The 18,508-nt window shown below is 63.4% G+C and carries 16 protein-coding genes; 9 read left to right on the top strand and 7 right to left on the bottom strand.

Going from position 1 to position 18,508, the window contains the following annotated elements:
- Positions 1-63 precede the first annotated feature (63 nt).
- The 5 genes from rpsP to xerD all read left to right on the top strand — a co-directional run bounded on the left by rpsP (position 64) and on the right by xerD (position 2,974).
- A complete protein-coding gene (gene rpsP, locus PQU96_RS01080; RefSeq protein ID WP_272770444.1) occupies positions 64-312 on the top strand; it encodes a 30S ribosomal protein S16 in 249 nt (82 codons plus the stop codon).
- Positions 313-372: 60 nt separating this feature from the next.
- Complete coding sequence (gene rimM / locus PQU96_RS01085) at positions 373-855, top strand: ribosome maturation factor RimM (protein ID WP_272770680.1); 483 nt, start codon at positions 373-375, stop codon at positions 853-855.
- A complete protein-coding gene (gene trmD, locus PQU96_RS01090; protein ID WP_272770445.1) occupies positions 855-1,622 on the top strand; it encodes a tRNA (guanosine(37)-N1)-methyltransferase TrmD in 768 nt (255 codons plus the stop codon). Before rimM ends, trmD begins: the two co-directional genes overlap by 1 nt.
- Before the next feature lie 4 nt (positions 1,623-1,626).
- Positions 1,627-1,989, top strand: a complete 363-nt coding sequence (gene rplS / locus PQU96_RS01095) for a 50S ribosomal protein L19 (protein WP_189372977.1) — start codon at positions 1,627-1,629, stop codon at positions 1,987-1,989.
- Between the two features lie 79 nt (positions 1,990-2,068).
- Positions 2,069-2,974, top strand: coding sequence for a site-specific tyrosine recombinase XerD (xerD, locus tag PQU96_RS01100; protein WP_272770446.1), 906 nt, complete (start codon positions 2,069-2,071; stop codon positions 2,972-2,974).
- Between the two features lie 176 nt (positions 2,975-3,150).
- Here xerD and clpA read toward each other — a convergent pair whose 3' ends face one another.
- Together clpA and clpS are read right to left on the bottom strand one after the other, a co-directional pair.
- On the bottom strand, positions 3,151-5,427 hold the full coding sequence (gene clpA / locus PQU96_RS01105) for an ATP-dependent Clp protease ATP-binding subunit ClpA (protein WP_272770447.1): 2,277 nt from the start codon (positions 5,425-5,427) through the stop codon (positions 3,151-3,153).
- The gene (gene clpS, locus PQU96_RS01110; protein WP_189372974.1) at positions 5,427-5,735 is read right to left on the bottom strand and encodes an ATP-dependent Clp protease adapter ClpS; all 309 of its coding nucleotides are present in this window, start codon (positions 5,733-5,735) and stop codon (positions 5,427-5,429) included. The genes clpA and clpS overlap by 1 nt, the downstream gene beginning before the upstream one ends.
- 230 nt (positions 5,736-5,965) lie before the next feature.
- Here clpS and PQU96_RS01115 point away from each other — a divergent pair, with 230 nt between their 5' ends.
- Positions 5,966-6,169, top strand: a complete 204-nt coding sequence (locus PQU96_RS01115) for a cold-shock protein (protein WP_047966725.1) — start codon at positions 5,966-5,968, stop codon at positions 6,167-6,169.
- Between the two features lie 68 nt (positions 6,170-6,237).
- On the opposite strand, the gene mdtH is transcribed toward PQU96_RS01115, so the two are convergent.
- Complete coding sequence (gene mdtH, locus PQU96_RS01120; protein WP_272770448.1) at positions 6,238-7,464, bottom strand: multidrug efflux MFS transporter MdtH; 1,227 nt, start codon at positions 7,462-7,464, stop codon at positions 6,238-6,240.
- 94 nt (positions 7,465-7,558) lie between these two features.
- Between mdtH and PQU96_RS01125 the strand changes: the two genes are divergently transcribed.
- Positions 7,559-8,446, top strand: coding sequence for a LysR family transcriptional regulator (locus tag PQU96_RS01125; protein WP_272768924.1), 888 nt, complete (start codon positions 7,559-7,561; stop codon positions 8,444-8,446).
- Between the two features lie 88 nt (positions 8,447-8,534).
- Here the strand turns inward: PQU96_RS01125 and icd are convergent, their stop codons facing one another.
- Together icd and PQU96_RS01135 are read right to left on the bottom strand one after the other, a co-directional pair.
- Positions 8,535-9,779, bottom strand: a complete 1,245-nt coding sequence (icd, locus tag PQU96_RS01130; RefSeq protein WP_272770449.1) for an NADP-dependent isocitrate dehydrogenase — start codon at positions 9,777-9,779, stop codon at positions 8,535-8,537.
- 284 nt (positions 9,780-10,063) lie between these two features.
- Entirely contained in the window at positions 10,064-12,301 is a 2,238-nt protein-coding gene (locus PQU96_RS01135) for an NADP-dependent isocitrate dehydrogenase (protein ID WP_272770450.1), read from the bottom strand.
- 483 nt (positions 12,302-12,784) lie between these two features.
- Between PQU96_RS01135 and PQU96_RS01140 the strand changes: the two genes are divergently transcribed.
- The gene (locus tag PQU96_RS01140; protein WP_272770451.1) at positions 12,785-13,492 is read left to right on the top strand and encodes a pseudouridine synthase; all 708 of its coding nucleotides are present in this window, start codon (positions 12,785-12,787) and stop codon (positions 13,490-13,492) included.
- Between the two features lie 54 nt (positions 13,493-13,546).
- Entirely contained in the window at positions 13,547-15,310 is a 1,764-nt protein-coding gene (gene aceK, locus PQU96_RS01145; RefSeq protein WP_272770452.1) for a bifunctional isocitrate dehydrogenase kinase/phosphatase, read from the top strand.
- 52 nt (positions 15,311-15,362) lie between these two features.
- Here aceK and PQU96_RS01150 read toward each other — a convergent pair whose 3' ends face one another.
- Together PQU96_RS01150 and mutS are read right to left on the bottom strand one after the other, a co-directional pair.
- Positions 15,363-15,794 carry a hypothetical protein gene (locus tag PQU96_RS01150; protein WP_272770453.1) on the bottom strand — a complete coding sequence of 144 codons (432 nt, stop codon included), beginning with the start codon at positions 15,792-15,794 and terminating at the stop codon, positions 15,363-15,365.
- A gap of 112 nt (positions 15,795-15,906) precedes the next feature.
- Positions 15,907-18,450, bottom strand: a complete 2,544-nt coding sequence (gene mutS / locus PQU96_RS01155; protein ID WP_272770454.1) for a DNA mismatch repair protein MutS — start codon at positions 18,448-18,450, stop codon at positions 15,907-15,909.
- Positions 18,451-18,508 lie beyond the last annotated feature (58 nt).

The following is an 18,508-nucleotide window of genomic DNA, read 5'->3' on the forward strand; positions in this document are numbered from 1 at the left end:
AGGGAAAAGTGCCATAAAATCGGAAGCTTTTCTACGATTCCGTAATTTTAAGGACAATCGACAATGGTAGTGATTCGTCTTGCACGTGGTGGCTCCAAGAACCGCCCGTTCTACAGCGTGGTAGTAACTGATTCCCGCAGCCGTCGCGATGGCCGCTTCATCGAGCGCGTTGGTTTCTACAACCCGGTCGCCAACGAGAAGGAAGAGCGTGTACGCCTGTCCATGGACCGTCTGAACTACTGGATCGGTTCTGGCGCACAAGTTTCCGACTCCGTTGCGAAACTGCTGAAAGAGCAGCCAAAAGCCGCTTGATCTCCGTTGATCTGCCAATAAACGGAGCCTGAGCGCATGCGTGATGATGATCTGGCAATAATGGGTTTTGTCCGCGGCGCGTTTGGTGTTCGTGGCTGGATCAAGGTACACGCGGATACCCAGTTCGCTGACAGCCTGTTTGACTATCCGGTCTGGTGGATCGGCAAGGAAAACGACTGGAAGCCTTTTACGTTCAAGGACGGGGCGGTGCAGCCAAAGAATCTGGTGGCACAGCTGGAAGAAGTCACCGGTCGTGAACAGGCTGAGGCGATGCGTGGCCTGAAAGTTGCAGTACCCAAGGCGGAATTGCCGCCTGCGGAAGAGGGCGAATACTACTGGTCGGACCTGATCGGTATGGACGTCGTCAACGCGGAAGGTGTCTGTCTGGGCAAGGTTGTGGATCTGATGGAAACCGGTGCCAATGACGTGCTGGTGATCAACGGTGAATACGGCCAGATCCTGATCCCGTTTGTGGCTGCCTATGTCGGCGATGTCGACACGCAGAACAAGCAGATCAAGGTCGAATGGGGACTGGATTACTGATGCAGCTTGATGCGGTATCACTCTTCCCCGAAATGTTTGACGCCATCACCCGCCACGGGGTCACCCGTCGGGCGCTGGAACAATCGATCTGGCAGTTCTCGGCGTGGAATCCGCGTGATTTCACTACCGACAATTACAAGACAGTCGACGATCGCCCTTACGGCGGCGGCCCAGGAATGGTCATGATGGCCAATCCGCTGGAGCAGGCCATTGCGGCCGCGAAAGCCAGGCAGCAGCAGCAAGGTGTCGAACGCAGTCATGTCGTGTACCTGTCGCCGCAGGGGCAGCCGCTGACGCACCAACGGGTGGCAAGCCTGGCCGCAATGCCGGGTCTGATCCTGTTGTGCGGGCGTTACGAAGGCATCGACGAGCGCTTGATCGACCAGGAGGTCGATGAAGAAATTTCGGTCGGTGACTACGTGCTGTCCGGAGGTGAACTGCCGGCGATGATCGTGATGGACGCAGTGGTACGGCTGTTGCCGGGTGTGCTCAATGACATGCAGTCCGCCTACGAAGACTCCTTCGTGGATGGCCTGCTGGATTGCCCGCACTACACGCGTCCGGAAGAATACCGGGGTGTCCGGGTGCCGGAAGTTCTGCTCTCCGGTAACCATGCCCTGATCGCCAAATGGCGGCTGAAGCAGTCTCTCGGACGCACCTGGTTGCGCCGGCCGGACTTGCTGAAAGACCGCATTTTGACAAAACAGGAATCTCGGCTGCTGACGGAGTTTCAGCAGGAACAAGATTCCCTGAAAAACAAGGAGTAGTAACATGAATCTGATCCAGCAACTGGAACAGGAAGAAATCGCTCGTCTGGGCAAGACTTTCCCTGAATTTGCACCTGGCGACACCGTTGTCGTGCAAGTCAAGGTTAAGGAAGGTAACCGTGAGCGTCTGCAGGCTTACGAAGGTGTTGTGATCGCTCGCAGCAACCGTGGTCTGAACAGCTCTTTCATCGTGCGTAAGCTGTCCGCCGGCGAAGGCGTTGAGCGTACCTTCCAGCTGTACTCCCCGCTGATGGCCTCCATCGAAGTGAAGCGTCGCGGTGACGTACGTCGTGCCAAGCTGTACTACCTGCGTGGTCGTACCGGCAAGTCCGCACGTATCAAGGAAAAGCTGCCAAACCGCAAGTAATCTACTTGCGAAGGCTTTGCCTCAAGAAAGCGCCAGCCTGTTGCTGGCGCTTTTTTCATGTCTGTACACAATAAAAACCATGGCACAGCAAACACAGTCCGCTTCATCCGTACCGGCGCTGGATGGCTTTCTCGATCACCTCTGGCTGCTGGATAACCTGTCGCTGAACACGTTGTCCGCCTACCGCCGCGACCTGGGGCGCGTGCACGAGTTGCTGCTGGCGCAAGGCACGACGCTGGAAGACGCGGATACTCCGGCGCTGGAGCAGGTGATGCTGGCGCTGATCGAGGTCGACAAGCCGGCTACGCGGGCGCGGCGCTTGTCGGCGGTGCGGCGCTATTACCAGTACCTGTGTCAGCAGCAGCTGCGCGATGACGATCCGGCGGCAAGGCTACAGGCACCGCGGCTGGGGCTGCGGCTGCCGACCTCGCTGTCGGAGCAGCATGTGGAAGCGCTGTTGCTGGCGCCGGATTGCGAGACCCCGCTTGGGCTGCGCGACCGGGCGCTGATGGAGGTGCTGTACGCCACCGGCTTGCGCATCAGCGAACTGGTCGGCCTGCAGCTGGGGCAGCTGTATCTCAATGACGGTTATCTGCGCGTGGTCGGCAAGGGCAACAAGGAGCGGCTGGTGCCGCTGGGTGAGGTGGCCGAGGACTGGTTGCGGCGCTATCTGGCGGAGGCGCGTACGCTGATTCTGGGTGCGCATCGCTGTGACGCGGTGTTTGTCAGCCGTCGCAAGCAGGCGCTGACCCGGCAGATGGCCTGGGTGCTGATCACGCGCTATGCACGGCAGGCGCAGTTGCCACCCTTGAGCCCGCACACCCTGCGCCATGCCTTCGCCACCCACCTGGTCAATCACGGTGCCGACCTGCGCGTGGTGCAGCTGTTGCTGGGACACGCCAGCCTGTCCACCACCCAGATCTACACCCATGTCGCACGCGAGCGTCTGAAGGCGCTGCACCTGGCGCATCACCCGCGCGGCTAAGCGCCACAAACAAAACCACTGATCCTGCGTTGCGCCTCCTTGTCGTACGACTTGTACTGTCTGCGTCGGCGCGTCTTGGCTCAGGTGCTCTACGAGGTTTTGTGAGCGGCTAAGGTTGGCCGCAGGCAAGAAAAAACCCCGCGTCGTGACGCGGGGTTTTGCTTTGCACATCAGCCTCAGGCAACGTCGACGGTTTCCTCGAAACTCAGCTGGATCTTCTCCGCGTCGTCGATGTCCACCGTCACCTCGCCGCCATTGGCCAGGCGACCGAACAGCAGCTCGTCGGCCAGCGCCTTGCGGATCAGGTCCTGGATCAGGCGTGCCATCGGACGGGCACCCATCAGCGGGTCGAAACCCTTCTTCGCAAGGTAGGCGCGCAACTCGTCGGAGAAGTGGACTTCCACTTTCTTCTCTTGCAGCTGCTGTTCCAGTTGCATCAGGAACTTGTCCACCACCTGCAGGATGATCTGCTCGTCCAGCATGCGGAACGGGATGGTGGCATCCAGCCGGTTGCGGAATTCCGGGCTGAACAGGCGCTTGATGTCTGCCATCTCATCGCCGGCCTGCTTGGTGTTGGTGAAGCCCATGCTCGGCTTGGCCAGCGCTTCGGCACCGGCGTTGGTGGTCATGATGATCACCACGTTGCGGAAGTCGGCCTTGCGCCCGTTGTTGTCGGTCAGCTTGCCGTGGTCCATCACCTGCAGCAGCACGTTGAAGATGTCCGGATGCGCCTTCTCGATTTCGTCCAGCAGCAGCACCGCGTACGGCTGCTTGTTGATGGCTTCGGTCAGCAGGCCGCCCTGTTCGAAGCCGACATAGCCCGGAGGCGCACCGATCAGGCGCGATACCGCATGGCGCTCCATGTATTCCGACATATCGAAGCGGATCAGCTCGACGCCGAGGAAGTAGGCCAGCTGTTTCGCCACCTCTGTCTTGCCGACCCCGGTCGGGCCGGAGAACAGGAAGGAGCCGATCGGTTTTTGCGGGTTGCCGAGGCCGGAGCGTGCCATCTTGATGGCGCTGGTCAGCGCCTCGATGGCCTTGTCCTGGCCGAACACCACGTTCTTCAGATCGCGGTCGAGGTTCTTCAGCACGTTGCGATCGTCGCTGGAGATGGTCTTCGGCGGAATGCGCGCGATCTTGGCGATGATTTCCTCGATCTCGGACTTGTTGATCACCTTTTTCTGGCGCGACTTCGGCAGGATCTTCTGCGCCGCGCCGGCCTCGTCGATCACGTCGATCGCCTTGTCAGGCAGGTGGCGGTCGTTGATGTAGCGGGCGGACAGCTCGGCGGCGGTGGTCAGCGCCGACACGGTGTACTTCACGCCGTGGTGCTCCTCGAAGCGGCTCTTCAGACCCTTGAGGATTTCCACGGTCTGTTCCACCGTCGGTTCCACCACGTCGATCTTCTGGAAACGGCGCGACAGCGCGCTGTCCTTCTCGAAGATGCCGCGGAACTCGGTATAGGTGGTAGCGCCGATGCAGCGCAGGCTGCCGTTGGACAGCGCCGGCTTCAGCAGGTTGGACGCGTCCAGCGTGCCGCCGGAGGCGGAGCCGGCACCGATCAGGGTGTGGATCTCGTCGATGAACAGGATCGCGCCCTTGTCTTCCGACAGTTGCTTGATCACCTGTTTCAGGCGCTGTTCGAAGTCGCCGCGGTACTTGGTGCCGGCGAGCAGGGCGCCCATGTCCAGCGAGTACACGGTCGCGCTGGCCAGGACATCCGGTACGTCGCCGCCTACGATACGCCGTGCCAGACCTTCGGCGATGGCGGTCTTGCCGACGCCGGCCTCACCGACCAGCAGCGGGTTATTCTTGCGGCGGCGGCACAGGATCTGGATCACGCGCTCGACTTCGCTGGCACGGCCGATCAGCGGGTCGATCTTGCCGTCCCGGGCCAGCTGGTTCAGGTTCTGGGTATAGCTCTCCAGCGCCCGGCCAGGGTTGGCCGCGGCTTCTTCCTGGTCGGCATCGTTGTTCTCGCTATGCTCGCTGCTGCCCGGGCCGCTGGCTTTCGGACTCTGCTTGGTGATGCCGTGCGAGATGAAGTTGACCACATCCAGGCGCGAGGTTCCCTGCTGATGCAGGTAGTACACGGCGTGGGAGTCCTTTTCGCCGAAGATCGCCACCAGGATGTTGGCGCCGGTGACCTCTTTCTTGCCGGAGGACTGCACGTGCAGGATGGCACGCTGGATCACGCGCTGGAAGCCGAGCGTGGGCTGGGTTTCCACTTCGTTGTCACCCGGAACGATAGGGGTGTGTTCGTCGATGAAATCGCCCAGCTGTTTCTTTAGCTGTTCGATATTGGCGCCGCATGCGCGCAGCACTTCGGCAGCAGACGGATTGTCTGTCATTGCCAGCAGCAGATGCTCAACGCTGATGAGTTCATGCCGCTTGCGCCTTGCCTCCATGAATGCCATGTGCAGGCTTACTTCCAGTTCTTGGGCAATCATCAGTTTTCCTCCATGACACACTGCAGCGGTTGCTGGTGCGCCCGTGCGTGCTGCGAAACTTGTTCAACTTTGGTCGCGGCGACATCTTTAGTATAAACACCGCAAACGCCTTTGCCTTCTGTATGTACCTGCAACATGACGCGTGTTGCCTTGGTCTCGTCCATGTAAAAAAACTGCTGCAACACGGCGACCACAAAATCCATCGGGGTAAAATCATCGTTCAGCAGCAAGACCTTGTACAGGGGCGGTGGGGCCGTCTTGCTGCGGGACGCCTGGAGCGTCGTGTCATCCTGGTACTGCGTAGACATGTGGGCTTTCTACTAATTTCGTGCTTGCTTGAAGTTTGGTTCGCGGTGCTTTTTTTTCAAGAGTAACGCATGGGATTGCGCTTGTCGCTTGACGTCTTGGTACGGCTGGCGTAAAAACGAACTGTAAGTTGGCTTACCAGTTTGCATAAGGCTGTCCTTTGCATGCTTGTAGGCTCGAATTGTCAGGCTGCTGCAGCCTGTTTTCATTATGCATGTAAGGATAGTTACAGATGGCAACTGGTATTGTTAAATGGTTTAACGACGCTAAAGGTTTCGGTTTCATCACTCCTGATGGTGGTGGTGACGACCTGTTCGCGCACTTCTCCGCGATCAATATGCAAGGCTTCAAGACCCTGACCGAAGGTCAGCGCGTGTCTTTCGACATCGTACAAGGTCCTAAAGGCAACCAGGCATCGAACATCCAGGCTGCCTGATTTAGCCGCGTCTGACGCAAAACCCCCGCCAGCTGTGCTGGCGGGGGTTTTTGCTTTTGCAGGGCGGTTCAGTGCGAGGGCTGGGCGGCCAGCCACCAGCGCCGCTGCCGCTCGGCGCCGCGGTCGGCGCGGAACTGGCGGTGCAGCAGCAGGCAGGTCAGGTAGCCGACGAGGCCGAGCACCAGCCACGGCAGGCCGGGGTGCTGCAACTGGCGCGCGACGTCCAGCAGCCAGCCGCCGCCGACATAACCGCTGGCGCCGCCCAGCGCCAGCCCCATGCGGCTCATGCCCATGTAGCTGGCGCGGGCCTCGGCCCTGGCGAAGCCGGCGATGCGCGCCTCGCGCGGCGGCTCGGTGATGATGGTGCCGAGATAGAACAGCCCCAGGACGACGAAGGCGGGCTGCCAGGACTGGATCTGGCTCATCAGGAGCAGGCTGCTGCTCATCAGCAGGATGCCGGCCAGAATGCGTGCCTCCAGCGACAGATAGCGCTCGCCGAGGCGCGCCAGCGGGTACAGCAGGCTCAGCGACAGCAGCGTCTCCAGTGTGTACATCCAGCCGACGGCGGCGGGAGTGCCGGCCAGCTGTTTCAGCGTCACCGGCACCAGCAGCATGATCTGCACACCCAGCGCGTAGTAACCGCTGAGGATCAGCACGAAGCGCATATAGGCGCGATCGCGCAGCACGGTGCGCGCCGCGGCCAACGGTGGCGCGCGCTTGCTGGCCACGCGGTAGGGCGGCAGCAGTAGCGCGTTGACCAGCGCCGCCAGCAGGAAGAGGGCACAGCCGCTCATGCCGACCCACCAGAAGTCGTAGTGCAGCAGCCAGGAGCCGAGCAGGGCGCCGATCACCGCGCCGGCGCTGTCCTGCATCATCAGCAGGGTGTAGAAGCGGTTGCGCTCGTGCGGGCGGGTCAGCTTCACGATCAGCGCCGAGCGCGGCGGGTCGAACAGTGTGCCGCCCAGCCCGGAGAACACGCAGGAGGCGATCAGCCACCACGGCGAGCTGGCGTTGGCCATCATCGCGAAGCCGGCGGCCCGCAGCAGCATGCCGCTGACGATCAGCGGCTTGGCACCGTAGCGGTCAGCCAGCGTGCCGCCGAGCAGGCCCAGGCCCTGCTGCAGCAGCTGGCGGATGGCCAGTGCGACGCCGACCAGCGTGGCGGCCCAGCCGAGGCGGTCGACAAAGTGCAGGCTGATCAGCGGAAAAACGATGAAGAAGCCCATCACCACCAGCAGGTTGTCGCACATGATGAACCATCGGCCGTAACGGCGGGCTTGCTCCGGGCTGGACATGATTAGCTTTCTTTTTGGTTGATAAAAGCATTTTCCGCGTGCCTCAGTTATTATTGAAGCCATTAACTTGCAATATTTGCTATCGGATTCGCTTATGTCTATCGCGATGGACGACCTTGCCCTGCTGCTCGATATCGTGGCCTGCGGCAGCTTCAGCCAGGCGGCGGCGCGGCGCGGCTGGTCGCAGCCACAGGTGAGCCAGCGGGTGGCGCTGCTGGAGGCCGAGGTCGGCGCGCAGCTGTTTCGCCGTCACCGGCGCGGCGCCTTGCCGACACCGGCGTGCGAGGCCTTTCTGCCGGCGGCGCAGCAGGCACTGGATGCGCTGCAACGCGGGCGCGAGGCGCTGCAGCGCGAGCCGGCGCTGCCACGGCTGACGCTGGCCAGCCTGCCGTCGCTGTCCTCGGTGATCTTCGGTCCGCTGCTGCTGGCGCTGGCCGATGCCGCGCTGGAAATCCGCTGCAGTACCGACCATTCGCCGGCGATCATGGAACGCTTGCTGACCGGGCAGGCGCAGGTCGGCTTCGTGCTGCGCTGTCCGCCGATGGCCGGCATCCAGATGGAGCGCATCTGGCGCTCGCCGATGGTGGCGGTGGTGCACCACCGTCATCCGCTGGCCGGTGCCGGCAGCCTGCAGCTGGCCGACATCGCCAACGAGCGGCTGGCGCCGCAGTACTGGGGCGAGGGCTGCGACGAGTTGCTGGCGCTGATCCGCGCCGCGCGGCGGGTGGCCGGGCCGATCCACGCGGTGCAGCCGGCGGTGGCGGCGCGCGAGCTGGCGCTGGAGCACGGTTTCCTGACTTTCATGCCGGAGGTGGCGGTGCGGCGCGACCTGCGCGACGGGCGGCTGGTGAAGCTGGCGCTGAGCGACCTGCCGCTGTGGGAGTGGGAGGTGATGATGGCATGGCGCACCGGCAAGCGCGCAGACGCGCCGTTGCAGCAGGTGCTGGATACGGTGCGCGCACTGGCCGGCGAGTGGTGCTAGCGTTGCGGCCAACGTTGGCCGCAACGTAACCGTTAGCAGTAATGCAACAGGCCCGCCGAAGCGGGCCTGACCGGACGGGCGGCGGGATTTACATGCGCGCGATCATCGCGTCGCCGAAGGCCGAGCACGACACCTCGGTGGCGCCGTCCATCAGCCGCGCGAAGTCGTAGGTCACCTGCTTGTCGGCGATGGCGGCCTCCATCGAGCGGATCACCAGGTCGGCGGCTTCCTTCCAGCCCAGGTGACGCAGCATCATCTCGGCGGACAGGATCAGCGAGCCCGGGTTCACCTTGTCGAGGCCGGCGTACTTCGGCGCGGTGCCGTGGGTGGCCTCGAAGCAGGCGTAGTGGTCGGAGATGTTGGCGCCCGGCGCGATGCCGATGCCGCCGACCTGCGCTGCCAGCGCGTCGGAGATGTAGTCGCCGTTGAGGTTGGTGGTGACGATGGTGTCGTATTCCGCCGGCCGCAGCAGGATCTGCTGCAGGAAGGCGTCGGCAATCGCGTCCTTGACGATGATGTCGCGGCCGGTGTGCGGGTTCTTGAACTGGCACCACGGGCCGCCGTCGATCGCCTGGGCGCCGAACTCTTCCTGCGCCACCTTGTAGGCGACGTCGCGGAACAGGCCCTCGGTGAACTTCATGATGTTGCCCTTGTGCACGATGGTCAGCGACTGGCGGTCGTTGGCGATCACGTACTTCAGCGCGGCGCGCACCAGGCGGGTGGTGCCTTCGACGGAGATCGGCTTGATGCCGATGCCGGAGCTGTCCGGGAAGCGGATCTTCTTGACGCCCATCTCCTGCTGCAGGAACTCGATCACCTTGCGTGCACCCTCGGACTCGGCCGCCCACTCGATACCGGCGTAGATGTCCTCGGTGTTCTCGCGGAAGATCACCATGTTGACCAGCTCCGGGTGCTTCAGTGGTGAGGGGACGCCGTTGAAGTACTGCACCGGGCGCACGCACTGGTACAGGTCCAGCTCCTGGCGCAGCGCCACGTTCAGCGAGCGGATGCCGCCGCCGACCGGCGTGGTCATCGGGCCCTTGATGGAGACGGAGTACTCCTTCAGCGCGTCGAAGGTTTCCTTCGGCAGCCACTCGTCCGGGCCGTACAGGCGGGTGGATTTCTCGCCGGCGTACACTTCCATCCAGTGGATTTTCTTGCGGCCGCCGTAGGCTTTTTCCACCGCGGCGTCGATGACCTTGATCATCACCGGGGTGATGTCGATGCCGATGCCGTCGCCTTCGATGAAGGGGATGATCGGGTTGTCCGGGATGGCTTGGCCCGGAATGATTTTCTGTCCACCTGCGGGTACCGTGATATGGGATGCGCTCATCAATCTCTCCTTCTGGGTTGACCTGTGTCGTGGCTATCCGTGGTGCGGGCCTGGGGCCGTCGCCGCCTGTGCGACAGCGGGCTGCTGCTTGTTATTGTTAGCCCAAGGTTGGCCGCAGCGGTATCGCTGTTTTGACGTGGTGCCACGCCGCTTCATTGTAGTCGAGCAGGTGCTTGCTAGAACATGATCGCGGACAAGGCCGGGGAGGGAGCAAGAAAAAACGCCAGAGCTGGGCCCTGGCGTTGTCGGGTGCTGGCAGGGCGTACCCTGCTATCCGTTGCGGCTTAGCCGCGCGCGGTTGCCAGCGCGGCGTTGAAGGTGGCGCTCGGGCGCATTACCGCCTGGCACTTGGCGCGATCGGCCAGGTAGTAGCCGCCGATGTCCACCGGCTTGCCCTGCACGGCCTTCAGCTCGTCCACGATCTGCTGTTCGTTCTCGCTCAGCGTCTTGGCCAGCGGCGCGAACTGGGCCGCCAGGGCGGCGTCCTCGGTCTGCGCGGCCAGTTCCTGCGCCCAGTACATGGCCAGATAGAACTGGCTGCCGCGGTTGTCCAGCTCGCCGGTCTTCGGCGACGGACCCTTGCTGTTGTCCAGCAGCTTGCCGGTGGCGGCGTCCAGCGTCTTGGCCAGGATCTTGGCCTTGTCGTTGCCGGTCTTCAGGCCCAGGTCTTCCAGCGATACCGCCAGCGCCAGGAACTCGCCCAGCGAATCCCAGCGCAGGTGGTTCTCTTCCACCAGCTGCTGTACGTGCTTCGGTGCCGAGCCGCCGGCGCCGGTTTCGTACATGCCGCCGCCGGCCATCAGCGGCACGATGGACAGCATCTTGGCGGAGGTGCCCAGCTCCATGATCGGGAACAGGTCGGTCAGGTAGTCGCGCAGGATGTTGCCGGTCACCGAGATGGTGTCCAGGCCGCGGATCACGCGTTCCAGCGTGTAGCGCATCGCGCGCACCTGCGACATGCACTCGATGTGCAGGCCGGTGGTGTCGTGATCCTTCAGGTACAGCTTCACCTTCTTGATCAGCTCGTTCTCGTGCGGACGGTACGGGTCCAGCCAGAAAATCGCCGGCATGCCGGAGTTGCGGGCGCGGGTCACGGCCAGCTTCACCCAGTCGCGGATCGGGGCGTCCTTCACCTGGCACATGCGCCAGATGTCGCCCTGCTCCACGTCCTGGCTCAGCAGCACTTCGCCGGTGGCCAGGTCAACGATATTGGCTACGCCGTCTTCGGAGATTTCGAAGGTCTTGTCGTGCGAGCCGTACTCTTCGGCTTTCTGCGCCATCAGGCCAACGTTCGGCACCGTGCCCATGGTCTTCGGATCGAAGTTGCCATGCCATTTGCAGAAGTTGATCATCTCCTGGTAGATGCGGGCGAAGGTCGATTCCGGCATTACGGCCTTCACGTCCTTCAGGCGGCCGTCGGCACCCCACATCTTGCCGCCGTTGCGGATCATCGCCGGCATCGAGGCATCAACGATGATGTCGTTCGGCGAGTGGAAGTTGGTGATGCCCTTGGCGGAGTCCACCATTGCCAGTTCCGGACGGTGCTCGTGGCAGGCGTGCAGGTCGCGTTTGATCTCGTCCTGCTTGGATTGCGGCAGGGTGGCGATCTTGTCGTACAGGTTGGCCATGCCGTTGTTCACGTTCACGCCCAGCTCGTCGAACAGTGCGCCGTGCTTGGCGAACGCGTCCTTGTAGAAGATCTTCACGCAGTGACCGAACACGATAGGGTGCGACACCTTCATCATGGTGGCCTTCACGTGCAGCGAGAACATCACGCCGGTCTTGTGCGCGTCTTCTATTTCTTTCTCGTAGAACTCGCACAGCGCCTTCTTGCTCATGAACATGCTGTCGATGATCTCGCCTTCCCGCAGCGATACCTTCGGTTTCAGCACGATGGTCTGGCCGCTCTTGGTCACCAGCTCCATCTTCACGTCACGGGCGCGGTCCAGGGTCATGGATTTTTCGCCGTGGTAGAAGTCGCCGTGGTGCATGTGCGAGACGTGGGTGCGCGAGGCCTGGCTCCACTCGGCCATGCTGTGCGGGTGCTTGCGCGCGTATTCTTTCACCGCTTTCGGTGCGCGGCGGTCGGAGTTGCCTTCACGCAGCACCGGGTTGACGGCGGAGCCCAGGCACTTGCTGTAACGCGCCTTGATGGTCTTTTCTTCGTCGGTGGTCGGGTTTTCCGGGTAGTCTGGTACCGCGTAGCCCTTGCTTTGCAGTTCCTTGATGCAGGCCTGCAGCTGGCCGACGGAGGCGCTGATGTTCGGCAGCTTGATGATGTTGGCGTTCGGGTCCTGCGTCAGGCGGCCAAGTGCAGCCAGGGTGTCCGGCACCTTCTGGGCGTCGGTCAGGTAATCGGGGAATTCAGCCAGCACGCGCGCCGCAACCGAGATGTCGGCGGTGTCGATGGTGATGCCGGCGGCGCCGGTAAAGGTCTGGATGATGGGCAGGAAGGCGTTGGTTGCCAGCGCGGGCGCTTCGTCGGTGAGGGTGTAGATGATGGTCGGTTGTTCCGAAGGCATTACTCTATCTCCATGATTATTTTGGTGACGACTAAACGATGGCACGGGGCGATGGCACGGGGGCTTGCGGTGCTGGACGACAACCCGTGTCGACGCGGGGAAAGGCAGTGAAAGGCCGGCTCTTGCTTCGTCAGGTGCCTGCGGCGACCGGAACGGGGATGCCAGGTGGCTCTCGGGCGACTTTTCAGAAGCGAATTATACTCCCTCCGCGCCCCGCTGTTCGACGCACATTCGAACTTTGGTGTCGTTTTTCCGGTGAACGCTTGTTCGAATGTGAATTGTGTTGCGCCGCGGCTACGGCAGGGCGCCGGCTATTCCGACACGCGATAGCTGCTATCGCGCCGCTGTTTTCTGAAACGAATGTTTGAATTGCTGTGCGGGGCACAAGGTTGGCCGCAGCCGCCGTCGGCAACGCGCGTGTGACCGCAGGCGGGCAGCCTTGCTATCATCCCGGTCATTACTTAAATACCGGTCGGCACGGACATGTCCCAACTCTTCCTGCTCAACAAGCCCTACGGCGTGATTTGCCAGTTTTCCGAGCACCCCTTGCATCCCACGCTCAAGTCCTGCGTCGCCGAGCCAGGCATCTACCCGGCCGGGCGGCTGGATACCGACAGCGAGGGCCTGCTGCTGCTGACCGGCGACGGCGAGCTGCAGCACCGCATCAGCGACCCGCGCTGGAAACTGCCCAAGACCTACTGGGTACAGGTGGAAGGGCGGCCAGACGAGGACAAGCTGCAGGCGCTGCGCGACGGGGTCGACCTGGGCGACTTCGTTACCCGGCCGGCAGAGGTACGCGTGCTACCGGAAGCGCCGTCGCTGTGGGAGCGCAAGCCGCCGGTACGCTTTCGCAAGACGGTGCCGGACTGCTGGCTGGAAATCATCATCAGTGAGGGCAAGAACCGTCAGGTGCGGCGCATGACCGCCAAAGTCGGCCTGCCGACGCTGCGCCTGGTGCGCGTGGCCATCGGCCCGTGGCGGCTGGACGGGCTGCAGCCGGGCATGTTGCGCAGCGTCGAGGTGTCGATGGCCGACCTGCCGCGCACGCGAGTGGCGGCGCCGGCGCGCAAGGATGGCGTGAGCAAAAATTCCGCGGGCAAGCACCCCGCGAACCAGAACAGAACGCCGTCCGCCGCGCCGCAGGCCGTGTCCGCCCCGGCGCCGCGTTTCCGTTTCGCCAAGAAGAAGTAAGGCCGCAGTAGTCATTCCTCTGTGCCGGGCTGCCGGCGCCAGCGAGGTGTCACGATGCAGATTCCCGAGTACTACAACCCGGTGGCGCGCGAGATCGCGCAGGCGCTGGTGGACGGCTTCGACCGCCACTACCGGCTGTTCCGCACCGTCAGCCAGCAGGCCAAGCCGCTGTTCGAGGCGGCCGACTGGCAGGGCGTGCAGAGGCTGGTGCGCGACCGCATCCAGTTCTACGACGAGCGCGTGCACGAGACGGTGCAGCGGCTGAAGCACCAGTACCACGCCGACCTGCTGGATGACGAGATCTGGCAGCAGGCCAAGCTGTACTTCATCGGCCTGCTCACCAACCACAAGCAGCCGGAGCTGGCCGAGACCTTCTTCAACTCGGTGTTCACCCGCATCCTGCACCGCGACTACTTCAACAACGATTTCATCTTCATCCGCCCGGCGATCTCGACCGAGTACATCGAGTCCGATCCGCCGAGCTACCGCAGCTACTACCCGGCACAGCGCGGTCTGCGCCGCGTGTTGCGCCAGATCGTCGCGGATTTCGGCTGGCAACGGCCGTTTGCCAGTCTGGCGCGCGACCTGGCGCAGGTGATCCGCGCGGCGGACGAATTTTGCGGCCAACGTTGGCCGCAGGCCGAGGCGAACCTGCAGATCCAGCTGCTGTCCAGCGCCTTCTACCGCAACAAGAGCGCCTACCTCTTCGGCAAGGTGATCAACGGCGGGCAGGTCTACCCGTTCGCGGTGCCGGTGCTGCACGACGCCGACGGCCGGCTGTATCTGGACACCATCCTGCTGGAGCCGTGGCGTATCGGCGTGCTGTTCTCGTTCAGCCGCGCCTACTTCATGGCCGACATGGAGGTGCCGTCCGGCTACGTGCAGTTTTTGCGCTCCATGCTGCCCACCAAGACCAAGGCCGAGCTGTACACCATGCTGGGGCTGCAGAAGCAGGGCAAGAACACCTTCTACCGCGACTTCATGCAGCACCTGCAGCACTCCGGCGACCAGTTCACGGTGGCGCCGGGCATCCGCGGGCTGGTGATGCTGGTGTTCACCCTGCCGTCCTACCCCTACGTGTTCAAGCTGATCAAGGACGTGTTCGGCGGGCCGAAGGAGGTGGACCGCACCACGGTGAAGGCCAAGTACCAGCTGGTGAAGCGCCACGACCGGGTTGGCCGCATGGCGGATACGCTGGAGTTCTCCAACGTGGCCTTTCCCAAGGCGCGTTTCAGCGACGAGCTGCTGGACGAATTGCGCCGGCTGGCCACCAGCAGCATCGAGGAGGGCGAGGACAGTATCGTCATCAAGCACCTGTACATCGAGCGGCGCATGAAGCCCTTGAACCTGTACCTGATGAACTGCGACGAGCAGGAGAAGGAGCGGGCGGTGCGCGAGTACGGCGACGCCATCCGCGATCTGGCGGCGGCCAACATCTTCCCGGGCGACATGCTGTTCAAGAACTTCGGCGTGACGCGCTACGGGCGGGTGATCTTCTACGACTACGACGAAATCGAGTACATGACCGACTGCCGCTTCCGCCGCATTCCGCCGGCGCCGAACCCGGAAATGGAGATGTCCGGCGAGGTGTGGTACCCGGTGGCGCGCGGCGACGTGTTTCCGGAGGAGTTCGGCACCTTCCTGCTGGGCGATCCGCTGGTGCGGCGGGTGTTCCTCAAGTACCACCGCGAACTGCTGGACGTGGCGTTCTGGCAGCACAAGCAGCAGCGTATCCGCGACGGCTTCATCGAGGACTTCTTTCCCTACCCGGTGGAACTGCGCTTCTGCCACCGCTACGGCGGAGCGGCGCGGGCATGAAAAAACCGGGAGTTCAGCGCTCCCGGTTCTGTTTTGACCTTGTGCCTTGTGCCTATTGCGGCGTGCACTCGAGGTCCTGGAAGTAGGCGATCGGGCCTGCGCTGGTCAGGCCGATGTGAAAACAGCTGTCCTCCGCAAAAGTGACACCCAGGTTTTCGGTGGCGCGTACCACCTCGAACAGCACTTCGACTTCCTTGAAATATTTGGTAACACGGTCATTGCCGTCCAGCCATGCCAGGATGCGTTCCCGCTGCGGGTGTTCGCTTCCCAGGGTGAGCTGGCAATCGGAACAGCTGACCAGGCTGATTGCTGGTGGGATGGAAATATTCAGGCCGCCCAGCTCTTCGCGGACGAGTGCGGAAAATTGCGACAACTCCCGCATCGCGCGTTCGCGGATGCCTGAAAGAGGGAGGGCTTCGCCACCGTTGGGCGCCCCGAACAGGCGGGCCAGTGCGGATGTAACGGCGTAACCTTCTGCATGCATGATATGGGGTTCCTCCTGTGGGACAGCGTTGATCGGGGGCTCACTTGTCTGCACTGTATTTGCGGCAGATTCGTGTTTGTATTGTAGGCAACCGTATGCAGAATGCCTGACTTTATTTTGTCATTTTCTGCAGCTCGTACAGCAAGTCCAGCGCCTGCCGCGGCGTCAGGCTGTCGGTGTCGATATCGCGCAGCCGCTCCAGCGCCGGGTGCGGCTCGGCCTCCACTTCCACCACGCGCGGCGTGCTGAACAGGTCTGGCTGCTGGCTGGCGGCGGACTGGTTTTCCAGCTCGGCGAGATAGCGTTTTGCCTCGCGGATCACCTTGGGTGGCACGCCGGCCAGCTGTGCCACCGCCAGGCCATAACTCTGGCTGGCCGGGCCGTCTTCCACATGGTGCAGGAACACGATGCGGTCCTTGTGCTCCACCGCCGACAGGTGCACGTTGGCCACCGTGTTATAGCTGGCGGCAAGGCTGGTCAGCTCGAAGTAGTGGGTGGCGAACAGCGTGTAGGCGCGGTTCTTCTCGATCAGCGCCTTGGCAATCGCCCACGCCAGCGCCAGGCCGTCGAAGGTGGAGGTGCCGCGGCCAACCTCGTCCATCAGCACCAGCGACTTGTCGGTCGCGTTGTTGAGGATGTTGGCGGTTTCGGTCATCTCCACCATGAAGGTCGAGCGCCCGCCGGCGAGGTCGTCGCTGGCGCCGATGCGGGTGAAGATGCGGTCGATCTGGCCGATGGTGGCGGCGTCGGCCGGCACGAAGCTGCCGATGTGCGCCATCAGGGTGATCAGCGCGTTCTGGCGCATATAGGTGGACTTGCCGCCCATGTTCGGGCCGGTGATCAAGAGCAGCTTGCGCTCGGCGGCGAGGCGGGTGTCGTTGGCGATGAAACGCTCCACCTCGGCTTCCACCACCGGGTGGCGGCCGGCGACGATGTCCAGCCGCGTCTCCGGTACGAACTGCGGCTCCACATAGTTGTGGGTCTCGGCGCGCTCGGCGAAGGCCGCCAGCACGTCCAGCCCGGCCACCGCCTGCGCGATCAGCTTCAGCTCGGCGATGTGCGGCGCCAGCTGGTCCAGCACCAGCTCGTACAGCTGCTTCTCCAGCGCCAGCGACTTGTCCTGCGCCGACAGCGCCTTGTCCTCGAAGGTCTTCAGCTCCGGCGTGATGTAGCGCTCGGCGTTCTTCAGCGTCTGGCGGCGACGGTAGTCTTCCGGCACGTTCACCGATTGCGCCTTCGACACCTCGATGTAGAAGCCGTGCACGCGGTTGAATTCCACCTTCAGCGTGCTGATGCCGGTGCGTTCCCGCTCGCGCGCCTCCAGCTGCAGCAGGAAGTCGCCACAGTCGTTCTGGATCGCGCGCAGCTCGTCGAGGTCGGCATTGAGGCCATGGTTGATCACGCCGCCGTCGCGCAGGAAGGTGGCCGGCTCCGGCAGGATGGCGGTGCGCAGCAGGCTTTCCACCGGCGAATTGTCCGGCAGCAGCGTTGCCAGCTCGGCCAGGAGCGGCGCGTCCAGGCTTGCGGCCAACGTTTTGGCGCCGGTGAGCGCACTCAGCGAATCGCGCAGCGCGGCGAGGTCGCGCGGCCGGGCCGAGCGCAGCGCCACGCGCGCGGTGATGCGCTCGATGTCGGCCACCTCGCGCAGCTGCGCGTGGATGTCTGTGTGTACCGGCAGCAGCGCGCGCACCGCCTGCAGGCGGCGCGCCAGCTTGTCGTGGCGGCGGATCGGGTGGTGCAGCCAGTGGCGCAACAGGCGGCTGCCCATGCTGGTGGCGCAGCTGTCCAGCAGCGACGCCAGGGTGGGCGATGGCTCGCCGCGGATGGTCTCGGTCAGCTCCAGATTGCGGCGGGTGGCGGCGTCCATGCGGATCAGCTCGCCGGCGTCCTCCACCGCCAGCTGCGCGATGTGCGCCGGGTTCACGCCTTGCGTGGACTTCACGTATTCCAGCAGCGCGCCGGCGGCGCCCACCGCCACCGGCAGGGTGTCGGCGCCGAAGCCGGCCAGGTCGCGGGTGCCGAAGTGGCGGGTCAGCGCCAGCGTGGACGACTCGCTGTCGAACTGCCACGGCGGCAGCTTTTTCTTGGGCATCGCGATGGTGTCGAAGGCCGCGAGGCCGGTGTCGTCCGGGATCACCAGCTCGGCCGGCTTCAGCCGCTCCAGCTCGCTATGCAGTTCTTCCACACCGGGCTGCATGATCCTGAATTCGCCGCTGGCCAGCGACAGCCAGGCGAGGCCCAGCACGCCCTTGTGCATATTGACGGCCAGCACCAGGTTGTCGCGCTTGTCGTCCAGCAGCGCGGCGTCGGTCAGCGTGCCGGGGGTGACGATGCGCACCACCTTGCGCTCCACCGGGCCCTTGCTGGTCGCCGGGTCGCCGATCTGCTCGGCGATGGCCACCGACTCGCCCATTTTCACCAGGCGCGCGAGATAACCCTCGGCCGCGTGGTAGGGGATGCCGGCCATCCTGATCGGGTTGCCGCCGCTGGCGCCGCGCGCGGTGAGGGTGATGTCCAGCAGCCGCGACGCTTTCTCGGCGTCGTCGTAGAACAGCTCGTAGAAGTCGCCCATGCGGTAGAACAGCAGCTTGTCGGCGTGTTCGCGTTTCAGGGCGAGATACTGCTGCATCATCGGCGTGTGCTGGGGTGTGGTCATCAGGCTGTCCGTCGGAGGTAAAAAAGGTTGGCCGCAATAGGCAACGCCCCGACTGGCG

Source organism: Vogesella margarita (assembly GCF_028548475.1).
Taxonomy (GTDB): Bacteria; Pseudomonadota; Gammaproteobacteria; order Burkholderiales; family Chromobacteriaceae; genus Vogesella; species Vogesella margarita.